This window comes from Streptomyces sp. NPDC093546 (assembly GCF_044765045.1).
GTDB lineage: Bacteria > Actinomycetota > Actinomycetes > Streptomycetales > Streptomycetaceae > Streptomyces.
Window position 1 is genome coordinate 46,104 of the sequence record NZ_JBIWJG010000003.1, and the last position, 12,561, is coordinate 58,664.

The window sequence follows — 12,561 nt, forward strand, 5'->3', positions numbered from 1 at the left end:
GCGGTCGGTGCTCCTACACTGGAGCGCGTGGTGAGCACCGACTGGAAGAGCGATCTGCGGGAGCGCGGCTACCGGCTGACTCCCCAGCGCCAGCTTGTCCTGGAGGCGGTGGACGCGCTGGGGCACGCGACGCCCGACGACATCCTCACCGAGGTCCGCAAGACCGCCTCCGGCGTGAACATCTCCACCGTCTACCGGACGCTGGAGCTGCTGGAAGAGCTCGGACTCGTCAGCCACGCCCACCTCGGGCACGGCGCCCCGACGTACCACCTGGCCGACCGCCACCACCACCTGCACCTGGTATGCCGGGACTGCACGGAGGTCATCGAGGCGGATGTGGAGGTGGCCGCCGAGTTCACCGGGAAGCTCCGCGAGACCTTCGGCTTCGACACCGACCTGAAGCACTTCGCGATCTTCGGGCGGTGCCGGGACTGCACGGCGAAACGTACGACCAGCGGTTCGTAGTACGGGTCGTAGGCTTGCTGCCATGAAGAGCCCTCTCCTGTCCCTGCCCGGCGCGGTGCCCGCCGAGGGACGCGACGAAGGGGTCGCCGCGCACTACGGCGACCTGTTCCGTGAGCAGCGCGCCCTCGCCGACGGCAAAGGCATGGTGGACCTCAGCCACCGCGGCGTCGTCGCCGTCAGCGGCGACGACCGGCTCAGCTGGCTGCACCTGCTGCTCACGCAGCACGTCAGCGAGCTCCCGGCCGGGCACGCCACCGAGGCGCTGATCCTCTCCGCCAACGGACACATCGAGCACGCCCTCTACCTGGTCGACGACGGCGAGACGGTCTGGGCGCACGTCGAACCGGGCACGCAGGAGGCGCTCATCGGCTACCTGGAGTCGATGAAGTTCTTCTACCGCGTCGAGGTCGCCGACCGGACCGCCGACATCGCCGTCGTCCACCTGCCGGCCGGCTCGATCGCCGAGGTGCCGGACGGCGTCGTCGTACGGGAGACCTCCCACGGCCGCGACCTGTTCCTGCCGCGCGCCGAGCTGGAGGCGTACGCGGCCGGGCACGGCCCGCTCGCCGGGATGTGGGCGTACGAGGCGCTGCGCGTCGAGGAGCACCGGCCCCGCCTCGGCTTCGAGACCGACCACCGGACCATCCCGCACGAGATCGGCCTGATCGGCACGGCCGTCCACCTCCAGAAGGGCTGCTACCGCGGCCAGGAGACCGTGGCCCGCGTCCACAACCTGGGGAAGCCGCCGCGCCGCCTGGTCTTCCTGCACCTGGACGGCAGCGAGGTGCACCTGCCCGCGCCCGGTACGCCCATCCGGCTGAAGGCCGACGGCGAGGAGGGCCGCCAGCTGGGCTTCGTCACCACCGCCGTACGCCACCACGAGCTCGGGCCGATCGCGCTCGCGCTGGTCAAGCGGAACGTGCCGGTGGACGCCGAGCTGCTGGCGGGGAACACCGCGGCCGCCCAGGAGACGGTCGTCGAGCCCTAGGGGCCTGAGGGCGCTCAGGCCCTTAGACCTCGACGATGACGGTGAACGGGCCGTGGTTCGTGAGCGAGACACGCATGTCCGCTCCGAACCGGCCCGTCTCCACCCGCGCCCCCAGCTCCCGCAGCCGCGCCACCACCTCGTCCACCAGCGGCTCGGCCACCTCGCCGGGCGCCGCCGCGTTCCAGGTGGGCCGCCGGCCCTTGCGGGCGTCCCCGTAGAGGGTGAACTGCGAGATCACCAGCAGCGGCGCGTTCACGTCCGAGCAGGACTTCTCGCCCTCCAGGATCCGCACCGACCACAGTTTGCGGGCCAGCTGCGCCGCCTTCTCCACCGTGTCCTCGTGGGTGACGCCCACCAGCACGCACAACCCCTCGCCGACGATCTCGCCGACGGTCTCACCCGCGACGACGACCTTCGCGCCGTCGACCCTCTGCACCACTGCACGCATGCGTACCAACGTAACGGGGCCGAACGGGTGCAGTGCACCTGCGCATCGCATGCGGGAGTGGCACCATGCGTGTCAGGCGGTGCGGCTGCGCACCGGTCGAGGGGACGGATCACCATGAGCACATCGGGCGCCGGGCAGACGCCAACGCCACCGCATGCCGTACACCAGGTCCACCTCAGGCCGCCGGGGCCGCGTACACCGGCCGAGTCCGTCCTGGCGGAGGTGGGGCACCCCGACCTGAAGGCGCTGCGCCTGCCGGAGCTGCGCGCCCTGCGGCGCGACGCGCACGGCGACGAGGCCGATCTCAGCTACGTGCGACGGCTGCTCCAGGGCCGGATCGACATCCTGCGGGCCGAGCTCGCACGGCGCGGCGGCACGCAGGTCCCGGTGGTGGACCGGCTCTCCGAGATCCTCGCCGACACCCCCTCGCGGCACCGCTCCTCCGCCCGCCACGTCACGGTCTCCACGCCGCGCGGCGAGACGTACCGGCAGCTGGCCGCCGAGATGCTCGCCGACGTCGAGCTGTCGGACCTGACCGCTCGAACGGACGAAGAGCTGCGCGCCGCGATGGGACGTCTGGCACGCTACGAACAACAGGTGTCCCGGCGCCGGCAGCAGCTCCAGCGGACCGCAGACGACTGCAGCGCCGAGATCGCCCGCAGGTACCGTGAAGGCGAAGCACAAGTAGACGACCTGCTCAGCTGAGTCTCGCCGACCGAGTCTCCCGGAGGAGCTTCCCTCTTCCGAAGGAGCTCCTCGACACGGGGCTCGCGGGCTCGCGGGTCTCGTTCCGTCCCGGAAGGCCACCGTCATGACCTCCACCTCCGCCAACGCCTCCATACCTCCGGTCCTCGCCGAGGTCGTCCGGTCGGGCTTCGTCGAGGGCCATCATCGGGGGTCGCTGGTGGTGCTGGCCGAGGACGGCACCATCGAGTTCACGGCCGGGAACGTGACGGCGCCGGTCTTCCCGCGCTCGTCGAACAAGCCCATGCAGGCGGCCGCGCTGCTGCGCGCCGGGCTCGACCTGAGCGGGGAGCGGCTGGCACTGGCCGCCGCGAGCCACTCCGGCGAGCCGTTCCACCTCGACCTCGTACGCAAGATGCTCGCCGAGTACGGGCTGACCGAGGCCTACCTCCAGACCCCGCCCGACCTGCCCCTGGACCCGGTGGAGGCCGAGGCCTACCTGGCCGGCGGGCGGGTCCGGGAGCGGATCACCATGAACTGCTCCGGCAAGCACACCGCGATGCTCGCCGCCTGCGCCCAGAACGGCTGGGACCCGGCCGGCTACCTGGACCCCGCCCACCCGCTCCAGCGGCTGATCCACTCCGAGGTCGAGGCGGCCTCCGGCGAGACGGTCGACACCGTCGGCACCGACGGGTGCGGCGCGCCGCTGATGGCGATCAGCCTGGTGGGGCTGGCCCGCGCGTTCCGCTCGTACGTGCTCGCCGAGCCCGGCACGCCCCAGCGGCGGGTCGCGGACGCGATGCGCGCGTACCCCGAGTACGTGGCGGGGACCCGGCGCCCGGACACCTGGCTGATGCGCGAGGTGCCCGGCGCGCTGTCGAAGATGGGCGCCGAGGCCGTGCAGGCGGTCGCCCTGGCGGACGGCCGCGCCCTCGCCTTCAAGATCGACGACGGTTCGGCGCGCGCGATGGGCCCGGTCCTGGCGCGCGGCCTGGAGCTGCTGGGCCTGGACGCCGGCACCACGCCCGTGCTCGCGCGGATCGCGGACGCGCCGCTGCTGGGCGGCGGCGAGCGGGTCGGGGCGGTGCGCGCCGCGTTCTGATCGGGGCGGTGCGTGCCGCGTTCCAAGACGCCGCGCTCTACGACGCCGCGTTCTACGACGCCGGGTCCTAAAACCCGGTGCGTCGGAGACGAGTGGCCGCCTAGCGTGGCGGCCATGAGCAGCGTCGACGTCCGCACCGTCACCGAGTCCGAGTTCCCCGACTGGTTGCGCGCCCTGCGCACCGGTTTCCTGGTGCCGCCGGTGGTGCCGGACGGAGAGGTGGAGCGCCGCCTGCCGCACGTCGACCTGGGGCGCACGCTGGGCGCGTTCGAGGCGGGGCGCTGTGTCGCCACCTTCCGGTCGTTCGCCCAGGAGCTCACCGCCGTGGGCGGCGCACCGGTGGCGGCGAGCGGTGTGAGCCAGGTGACCGTCACGCCCACGCACCGGCGCCGCGGCCTGCTCGGCCGGATGATGGCCGTGGAGCTGGCGGCGGCCAAGGAGCGGGGCGAGGCCGTCTCGACGCTGATCGCCGCCGAGTACCCGATCTACGGGCGGTACGGCTTCGGACCGGCCGCCTCGCTCACCGAGTGGACGGTCGACGTACGGCGCGCCGGCCTCGACCCGCGCTGGTCGGGCCCGGAGGACGGGGGCCGCATCGACCTGATCGACGCGCCCGAGTTCCGCAAGATCGGGCCCGATCTGCACGACCAGGTCCGTGCCGTGCGGCACGGCATGGTGAGCCGCTCCGAGCTGAGCTGGCAGGCGCGCACGGGCGCCATACCGCAGCCGGACGGGCAGCCGTTCACGGAACCGTTCTACGCGGTGTACCGCTCGCCGTCCGGCGAGGTGGAGGGGTACGCGGCCTACTCCTGCGACGACCACTGGGACGACGGCAAGCAGCCGATGAACACCGCGACCGTGCGCGATCTGGTCGCGCTCACCGCGGCCGCCGAGCGCGCCCTGTGGCGGTTCGTCTGCTCCGTCGACTGGGTCACCCTGGTCAAGAGCGGCTACCGCGCCCCCGACGACCTGCTTCCGCTGCTGCTCCCCAACCCGCGCGCCGCCCAGGTCACGACGTACGCCGACTTCCTGTGGGTGCGGGTCCTCGATGTCGTACGGGCGCTGGAGTCGCGGACGTACGGCACGTCCGGCAGCCTCGTGCTGGAGCTGCGGGACGCGGCGGGGTTCGCGGGTGGCCGCTACCGGCTGGACGCCTCGCCGGAGGGGGCAGCCTGCGCCCCGACGAGCGCCTCGGCCGACCTGACGATGGACATCGCGGAGCTGGGCACGCTGTACCTGGGCGACGAGTCGGCGGTGCGGCTCGCCGCGCTGGGCCGGGTGGCGGAGGACACGCCGGGCGCGGCGGCCCGGGCGGACCTGCTGCTGCGCACGTCGCGGCGGCCGTGGTGCCCGGACGTGTTCTGAGGGGGTCGTAGGCTCGTCCGCATGAGCGGGTTGCGCGAACGCAAGAAGCGGCAGACGTACGAGGCGATCTCCGAGGCGGCGATCGCGCTCTTCCTCGACAAGGGCTTCGACCGGGTCTCGGTCGCGGAGGTCGCCGCGGCGGCGGAGGTGTCGAAGCCGACGCTGTTCCGGTACTTCCCCGCCAAGGAGGACCTCGTCCTGCACCGGTTCGCCGATCACCGGGACGAGGCGGCGCGCGTCGTCCGCGAACGCCCCCGGGGCACCGGCCCGCTCGGCGCGCTGCACCGCCACTTCCTGGACGGGCTCGCGCGCCGCGACCCGGTGACCGGGCTGAGCGACGAGCCGTCGGTGCTCGCCTTCCACCGGCTGCTGTACGGGACGCCGAGCCTGGTGGCGCGGTTGTACGCGTACCAGGGCGAGGCCGAGGCCGCGTTGGCGGCGGCGCTGGGCCCGGTGCTCGGCGCCGGGGTGGCGGCGCGGCTCGCGGCGGGCCAGATCGTCGCCGTACAGCGGGTCCTGGCGGAGGAGAACTGGCGGCGGATCGCGGCGGGGGCGAGCGCCGACGCGGTGGAGCCGGACGCGGTGGCCGCCGCGGAGCTGGCGTTCCGGCAGCTGCGCGACGGCCTCACGGAGTGACGGCGGCCGGCTGACGGCGGCCACGGCCTGAGAGCGGCTGCCTCAAGGGTGACTGCCTCAAGAGCGGCTGCCCGGCCGCGGTCACCACATCACGGGGAGGCGCTCCGGGATGCGCTTCATGAAGCCGGTCCGCCAGACGAGCTGGGCGATCGGAACGGCCAGCTGGAGGTCCGGCATCCGGTCGAGCAGCGTCTCCAGGGCGATCTCCGCGTGCTTCTTGCCGAGCGCGGTGGCGGGGCAGTAGTGCCGGCCGCCGCCGAAGGAGAGGTGCGCGGTGTTGTTCTCGCGGGTGAGGTCCACGGTGTGCGGGTCGCGGAACACCTCGGGGTCGAAGTTGGCGCCCTCGACGAGGACGAGGAGCAGCTCGCCCTTCTTCACCTCCACGTCGCCGAGGGTGACGTCCTCCAGGGCGAGGCGCGGCAGCCCGTCGCCGATGGAGAGGTTGATGCGGAGCAGCTCGTCGACGGCCGCCGGGATCTTGGTGCGGTCGGCGAGGAGTTCGGCCTTCAGCTCCGGGTGCTGGATGAGCGAGACCAGCGCCATGGTGAGGAAGCCGGCGGTGGAGATGACGCCCGCGCCGAACATGGTGACGCCGACGGTCGCCAGCATCTCGTCGGTGAGGTGGTCGTACTCCGGGTCCTCGCGCAGGGCCGCGAGCTCGGCCATCAGACCGGTCGTCGACGGGTCGTCCAGCCGCTCGACCATGTACGCGATGTCGCGGTCCCAGTTGAGCTTGGCACCCGTGATGGGGCAGGCCGAGTTCATGAACGCGATGTCCAGGCTCCTCATCAGGCGGGGCGCGTCCGCCTGCGGGATGCCGAGGATGTGGCAGTGCATGGCCGCCGAATAGGGGTCCGCGAACTGCCCGCGCAGGTCCGCCGGGGCGCCTTCGGAGATGATGCGCTCGACCAGGTCGGCGGCGGTCGACCGCATCCACTCCACCAGGCCCGGCGCCTTGGGGTTGAGCGCCTTGAGCACGGCCTTGCGCAGCCCGGCGCCGGTGATGTTGCCCATGTTGTTGACGACCTCGGGCGGGATCGTCAGGGCGTACTGGCGGGGTACGCCGGGGGCCGAGGTCTCCGCCAGGCTGAAGCGCGGGTCCTCCAGGACCTGCTTGCACAGGGCGTGGGACGACACCAGCCAGGCCGGGTCACCGGCGATGGTCCGCACCCGCTTGACGGGCTCCTTGCGCAGCAGCTCTATCTCGTCGGGGAGTTGGTCGCCGCGCCAGGAGAAGGGGAAGTCCGGCAGCTCGTCGGGCAGTTCGTCGTACAGCTCGTCGTGCAGGGTCTCAACGGACATCGGAGTCTCCTTCGGCGCGCTGTGCGGGTGGGGTCGGCTGGGTGGACTGGCTCGGCCGGCTCGGCTGGGGGTGTTCGGCGGGCGTGACGATGGCGTGGCCCTGGTTGCGGGAGGCGCGCAGGCCGGAGCCGCGCGAGTAGAGCAACTCGGCCATCGGCAGCAGCTGGTGGTAGCAGTTCAGGGAGGACGGCACGCCCAGGATGGCGGGGGTGTCGAGGAAGAGCGGGGCTTCGGCGCAGACGTACTCCACGCACACCTCGCGCTGCCGTGCCGTGGGGGCCTTCCCGTCCAGGACCTTGGAGGAGAGGAAGGTGTCCACGAGCGCGTCGCACGTCTTGCGGAAGTCCGGGTCCGTGTCGAGCCTGTCCTGGAGGTGGTGGCGGATGTCCCGGTAGGCGGGGTTGTCCAGGAACGCCGACATGGGGTGGGCGCGCAGCCGGATGCCGTCGGGGTCGACGGTCTCGACGGCGTTGGTCACTTTGGCCCGTACGCCGCGCAGGTTCTTCACGGCTTTGCGGCGGGCGTCCTCGGCGGTGTAGCCGGACGCCTCGTACATCTCGGCGACGTGCAAGTCGGTGTAGACGAAGTCCACTTGCTCGAAGTGGGCCATGCCCCAGCGGGCCAGGTCGGTGACGCGCTGGGCGGAGAAGTAGCTGTTGCCGGGTGAGACACCGATGACGGCGTGGGCGCCCTCGGCGCATATCACCTGGCAGTGGGCTGTGTAGGGCCGGACGGTGAACAGTCCGGCGGCGCTGTCCGGAGGGGTGAAGGGCTGGATCTCGAAGACGGTCTCAGTCGTCAACTGGAAGGGAGTCCTTCGCGTCGCTAGTCCCTGAGGAGCCTCGTGCTCCTGGTGTGGCGACGACGCCGCGAAGTTAGCTTCCGGATACGGAGAGTGTCAACGAGCCCCTGGTGGCGTTGAGCGGAGGTCGGCTGGAATTCATCGTTCCGCCATCTTGAGAGCGGGTAAGAATCGTTACTCGGTTACGTTATTCTTGGGGGAATGACCTCACTCGACGATGAACTGAGCAAGGAACGGACCCACCACGACACCTGCCGCGCCGCGCTGGCCCGGATGGCCGAGGGCGCCGACCAGCACGTCGTCACCGGCGAGGACGTCTCGGCTTCGGGCGCCGACGCCGAAGCGCTCGGCTACCAACTCCGCAGCCACGCCAAGCGGTTGCGCGAGGAGCGGCCCGGCCCGCTCTTCTTCGGCCGGCTCGACCACGCGGACGGGCAGCGCCATCACATCGGCCGCCGCCGCATCGCCGAGCACCCCGCCTCCCCGCCGCTCGTCATCGACTGGCGCGCCCCCGTCGCACGCGCCTTCTACCAAGCGAGCGCCCGCGATCCGCAGGGCGTACGGATACGGCGGCGGTTTGGCTGGGCGCCGTACAGCGACGGCGACTCGGCGGACCTCACCGCCCTGGAGGACGAGCACCTGGCGGCCGGGCGCCAGGGCCGGGACCGGGGCCAGGGCGAGGCCGGGGAGGCCCTCGCGGGGGAGATCCTGGCCGGGGAGATCGAGCGGCCCCGCGTCGGGCCCATGCGGGACATCGCGGCCACCATCCAGCCCGAACAGGACGATCTCGTCCGGGCCGACCTCGCCCTCTCCCTCTGCGTGCAGGGCGCGCCGGGCACCGGCAAGACCGCCGTCGGACTGCACCGGGCCGCGTACCTGCTCTACACCCACCCGCGACGCATCCGGCGCGGCGGACTGCTGGTCCTCGGGCCGAACCGCACGTTCCTGACGTACATCTCCGAGGTGCTGCCCGCGCTCGGCGAGGTGGACGTACGCCAGTCGACGGTCGAGGACGAGATCGCGCGGGGCCACGAGGCGCGTGCGGACGACACGCCGGAGGCGGAGGCCGTCAAGCACGACGCGCGCATGGCGGGCGTGCTGCGCCGGGCGCTGTACCGGAGGGTCGGCGCGCCGGCCGAGCCGTTGGTGGTTCCCGACGGCTCGTACCGGTGGCGGGTGCCGCTCGACGAGCTGGAGCGGCTCGTCGACGGCGTCCGGGCCGAGGAGCCGCCCTACGCCGTGGGGCGCGAGCGGCTGCGCAGCCGGGTGGTGCGGGCGCTCCAGGACCAGGCCGAGCGGCGCGCGGGACCGAGGGGTGGTGCGTGGGTGCGGAAGGCGGAGCGGGCGCGGGCGGTGACGGCGTTCGTGGACGCGTGCTGGCCGAAGGTGACGCCCGAGGAGGTGCTGGCCGAGGTGCTGGCCGATCCGTGCGACGACGCCCTGTCGGCGGGGGAGCGGGCGGCGATCCGCTGGGTGAGGCCGCCGCGCTCGTACCGCTCGGCGCGCTGGTCGGCGGCGGACCTGGTGCTCCTGGACGAGCTCGCCGGGCTCGTCGAACGCCCCGGCGGCTACGGCCACATCGTCGTCGACGAGGCGCAGGACCTGTCGCCGATGCAGTGCCGCGCCATCGCGCGCCGCGCCGGCTTCGGCTCCCTGACGGTGCTGGGCGATCTGGCGCAGGGCACCACGCCCTGGGCCGCCCGCAGCTGGCCGGAACAGCTCGCGCACCTGGGCCGGCCGTCCGCCGAGGTGGTCCCGTTGACGGCGGGCTACCGCGTCCCGGAGGCCGTCGTGGAGCTGGCGAACCGCCTGCTGGACGGCCTGGACGTGGACGTACCCCGCCCTCGGGCCATGCGGCCGGGGGGCGAGGTGGCGGTACGCCGGGTGGAGGCCGGGTCTCTCGTGTCCGCGACGGCCGAGGCCGTACGGGCGGCGCTCGGCCGCGAGGGCTCGGTCGGCGTGATCGCCACCGGCCCGACGGCCGAGCTGCTGCGCGGGGCGCTCGCGGAGGCGGGGGTGGAGGACGTGGGGGCGGCGGACCGGCGGGTGACGGTGCTGCCCGCGGCGCTCGCGAAGGGCCTGGAGTACGACCACGTCGTCGTGGTCGAGCCCGCCGCCATCGTGGCGGCCGAACCCCGCGGGGCCCATCGGCTCTACGTGGCGCTCACGCGCGCGGTCTCCCGCCTCGACGTGCTGTACTCCGGCGAGCTGCCGACCGCGCTGCTCGCCCCGCCGGGGGCCTGACGGCCCGGGCGCAGCACCAGGACCGCGACGGCGAAGGCGGCGACGATGAGCCCCGCGCCGACGGTGAAGGCCAGCCGGTAACCGCTGGTCAGCGCCTCGGCCTGGGGCGTGCCCGCGGTGAGCAGGCCCTCGGTGCGGGAGGCGGCCAGGGTGGACAGGACGGCGACGCCGAGGGCCATGCCGATCTGCTGCGTGGTGTTGAACAGCCCGGAGGCGAGGCCCGCGTCGTCCTCGCTCGCGTCCGACATGCCGAGCGTGGTGAGCGCGGGGAGCGCGAGCCCGAACCCGGCCGCCAGCAGCATCACGGGCAGCAGGTCGGTCACGTAGTCGGCCCGTACGGGGACGCGGGCCAGCAGCCCCAGGACGCCGAGGAGCAGGGTCAGGCCCGCCAGTAGGACGGTGCGCTCGCCGAAGCGGGCGTTGAGGCGGGCGGAGACGCCGAGCGACACCGCGCCGATGACCGCGGCGGCGGGCAGCATGGCGAGACCGGTCGCGGCGGCGCCGTACCCGAGGACCTTCTGGAGGTAGAGCGCGACGAGGACCTGGAACGAGAACAGCGCGGCCACCATGAGGACCTGGACGAGGTTGGCGCCGACGACGCTGCGCGAGCGCAGGATCCGCAGCGGCATCAACGGCTGCGCCGCCGTGGCCTGCCGTACGACGAACCCGGCGAGCAGCGCGAGGGAGAGGGCGCCGAGGCCGAGCGTGGGCGTCGAGGTCCAGCCGTGCTCCTCGACCTTGACGACCGTGTAGATGCCCAGCATCAGGCCGCCGGTGACCAGCAGGGCGCCGATCACGTCGGCTCCGGCGGCGAGGCCGCGCCCGCGGTCGCGGGGGAGGGCGGGGACGGCGGCGGCGAGGGCGGCGAGGCCGATGGGGAGGTTGATGTAGAAGATCCAGTGCCAGTCGAGCGCGTCGGTCAGGACCCCGCCGAGGACCTGGCCGAGCGACGCGCCCGCCGCGCCGGTGAAGCTGAACACGGCGATGGCCTTGGCGCGTTCGCGCGCCTCGGTGAAGAGCGTGACGAGGATGCCGAGGCTGACGGCGGAGGCCATCGCGCTCCCGGCGCCCTGGAGGAAGCGGGCGGCGATCAGTACGGCGGGGCTGGTCGCGAGGCCGGCGAGCAGCGACGCCGCGGTGAACACCGCGGTGCCGGCCAGGAACATCCGCTTGCGGCCGATGAGGTCGCCGAGCCGTCCGGCGAGCAGGAGCAGGCTGCCGAAGGCGATGAGGTAGGCGTTGACGACCCAGCTGAGGCCGGCGGGCGAGAAGCCGAGGTCGCTCTGGATGGCGGGCATCGCGACGGTGACGATGCTGCCGTCCAGCACGGTCATCAGCATGCCGGTGGCGATGACGCCGAGGGCGAGGCCTCGTGAAGTGCCCGGCGAGGTCCCCCGTGAAGTCATGAACATGACGATCTCTCCTGTCGAGGCGATGGCGTGGATGGCGCTGGCGACAGGATGGACCGTAGCAGATAGTTCCGTTGCAGACTATCTATTGAGGGATGGTCCTTGGTTGGGTGAGGCGCGGCTCTACGCCTGACGCGCCCGCCGGGCCGGTCGGGGGCTCTCCACCGGTTCCGCCAGGTGTCCGGCGGCCAGGTGGTTCAGGGCGCGCAGCAGGACCTCGCGGTCCCCGTCGGGGATCGACGCGAGGACCTCCGCGTGGACGCGGTCGACGATGGCCTGGCTCTGCCGGGCGACCTTCGCCCCCTCCTCGGAGACCGCGATGATCCGTGCGCGCCGGTCGCGGCTGGAGGGTCGGCGCTCGGCGAGCCCGGCCTTCTCCAGGGCGTCCACCGTCACCACCATCGTGGTCTTGTCCATGTCGCCGATCTCGGCCAACTGGATCTGGGTGCGCTCCTCCTCGAGGGCGTGCACCAGGACGCAGTGCATGCGGGCCGTCAGGCCGATCTCGGCGAGCGCGGCCGACATGCGGGTGCGCAGGACGTGACTGGTGTGGTCGAGGAGGTAGGAGAGGTCGGGCTCGGTGCGTGCGGGCGACATGGCGGTCATGCCGCCAGCGTACAACTGGGTCCGTACCGGATAATCCGTATCCGGACGGGTGGCTCCTTGCCGTCAGGCAGGTCTCAGAAGCGGCCGGTGACCTTGGCGGGCGTCACGCGCACGATGAGCCGGTCGCCGTCGACGGCGTTCCCGCCCATGAACGAGGTGAAGTCCTGGCCGGTGAACTTGAGCGCCAGCTCGTCCGCCAGCTCACCCGTGGTGTCCGGGGTGAGGGTGGCGGTGCCGCGCACGGCGGCGTAGGTGTACGGGTTCTCGGGCGGGTTGATCATCACGGTGATCCGCGGGTCGCGGGCGAGGTTCCTGCCCTGCAGGCGCTGCGCGGTGGTGGAGAAGACCAAATCCTCGCCGTCCCGCTTGATCCAGACGACCGTCAGGTGCGGCTGCCCGTCGGGAAGTATGGTCGCCACGGTCGCGAAGACCTTCTGCTCGTCGATGTACTTCTTCAGCTCGTCCGAGAGGCTGGCTGTCACGGTCGGGTGCTCCTTCGGGCTCTGGGCG

Annotated in this window: 13 protein-coding genes; 7 read left to right on the forward strand and 6 right to left on the reverse strand. The window is 72.7% G+C overall.

What is annotated here, in order from left to right:
• Positions 1-27 precede the first annotated feature (27 nt).
• Both ACIRNI_RS06580 and ACIRNI_RS06585 read left to right on the forward strand, forming a co-directional pair.
• On the forward strand, positions 28-465 hold the full coding sequence (locus ACIRNI_RS06580) for a transcriptional repressor (protein ID WP_355365029.1): 438 nt from the start codon (positions 28-30) through the stop codon (positions 463-465).
• A 22-nt stretch (positions 466-487) separates the two neighbouring features.
• Entirely contained in the window at positions 488-1,453 is a 966-nt protein-coding gene (locus ACIRNI_RS06585; RefSeq protein WP_403548911.1) for a YgfZ/GcvT domain-containing protein, read from the forward strand.
• A 22-nt stretch (positions 1,454-1,475) separates the two neighbouring features.
• Here the strand turns inward: ACIRNI_RS06585 and dtd are convergent, their stop codons facing one another.
• Positions 1,476-1,901, reverse strand: coding sequence for a D-aminoacyl-tRNA deacylase (dtd, locus tag ACIRNI_RS06590; protein WP_355365026.1), 426 nt, complete (start codon positions 1,899-1,901; stop codon positions 1,476-1,478).
• Positions 1,902-2,015: 114 nt separating this feature from the next.
• On the opposite strand from dtd, the gene ACIRNI_RS06595 reads away from it, so the two are divergent.
• From ACIRNI_RS06595 to ACIRNI_RS06610, 4 genes are all read left to right on the forward strand, one after another.
• The gene (locus ACIRNI_RS06595) at positions 2,016-2,606 is read left to right on the forward strand and encodes an ABC transporter substrate-binding protein (protein ID WP_403548913.1); all 591 of its coding nucleotides are present in this window, start codon (positions 2,016-2,018) and stop codon (positions 2,604-2,606) included.
• Positions 2,607-2,712: 106 nt separating this feature from the next.
• Positions 2,713-3,687: an asparaginase gene (locus tag ACIRNI_RS06600; RefSeq protein ID WP_403548915.1), complete on the forward strand. Its 975-nt coding sequence runs from the start codon at positions 2,713-2,715 to the stop codon at positions 3,685-3,687.
• 114 nt (positions 3,688-3,801) lie between these two features.
• Complete coding sequence (locus ACIRNI_RS06605) at positions 3,802-5,052, forward strand: GNAT family N-acetyltransferase (protein WP_403548917.1); 1,251 nt, start codon at positions 3,802-3,804, stop codon at positions 5,050-5,052.
• A 21-nt stretch (positions 5,053-5,073) separates the two neighbouring features.
• Positions 5,074-5,688: a TetR/AcrR family transcriptional regulator gene (locus ACIRNI_RS06610; protein ID WP_403548919.1), complete on the forward strand. Its 615-nt coding sequence runs from the start codon at positions 5,074-5,076 to the stop codon at positions 5,686-5,688.
• Between the two features lie 81 nt (positions 5,689-5,769).
• Here the strand turns inward: ACIRNI_RS06610 and ACIRNI_RS06615 are convergent, their stop codons facing one another.
• Both ACIRNI_RS06615 and ACIRNI_RS06620 read right to left on the reverse strand, forming a co-directional pair.
• Positions 5,770-6,990 (reverse strand): cytochrome P450, encoded by a 1,221-nt coding sequence (locus ACIRNI_RS06615; RefSeq protein WP_403548921.1) that lies wholly within the window; start codon positions 6,988-6,990, stop codon positions 5,770-5,772.
• Positions 6,980-7,792, reverse strand: a complete 813-nt coding sequence (locus ACIRNI_RS06620; protein ID WP_403548923.1) for a tRNA-dependent cyclodipeptide synthase — start codon at positions 7,790-7,792, stop codon at positions 6,980-6,982. The genes ACIRNI_RS06615 and ACIRNI_RS06620 overlap by 11 nt, the downstream gene beginning before the upstream one ends.
• 201 nt (positions 7,793-7,993) lie before the next feature.
• Between ACIRNI_RS06620 and ACIRNI_RS06625 the strand changes: the two genes are divergently transcribed.
• The gene (locus tag ACIRNI_RS06625; RefSeq protein ID WP_403548925.1) at positions 7,994-10,036 is read left to right on the forward strand and encodes a HelD family protein; all 2,043 of its coding nucleotides are present in this window, start codon (positions 7,994-7,996) and stop codon (positions 10,034-10,036) included.
• On the opposite strand, the gene ACIRNI_RS06630 is transcribed toward ACIRNI_RS06625, so the two are convergent.
• The 3 genes from ACIRNI_RS06630 to ACIRNI_RS06640 form a co-directional block, all read right to left on the reverse strand.
• Complete coding sequence (locus ACIRNI_RS06630) at positions 9,946-11,442, reverse strand: MFS transporter (protein ID WP_403548927.1); 1,497 nt, start codon at positions 11,440-11,442, stop codon at positions 9,946-9,948. The two genes, ACIRNI_RS06625 and ACIRNI_RS06630, sit on opposite strands and share 91 nt — an antisense overlap.
• Positions 11,443-11,568: 126 nt before the next feature.
• Positions 11,569-12,051, reverse strand: a complete 483-nt coding sequence (locus tag ACIRNI_RS06635; protein WP_403548929.1) for a MarR family winged helix-turn-helix transcriptional regulator — start codon at positions 12,049-12,051, stop codon at positions 11,569-11,571.
• A gap of 74 nt (positions 12,052-12,125) precedes the next feature.
• Entirely contained in the window at positions 12,126-12,533 is a 408-nt protein-coding gene (locus ACIRNI_RS06640; protein ID WP_403548931.1) for a PPOX class F420-dependent oxidoreductase, read from the reverse strand.
• Positions 12,534-12,561 lie beyond the last annotated feature (28 nt).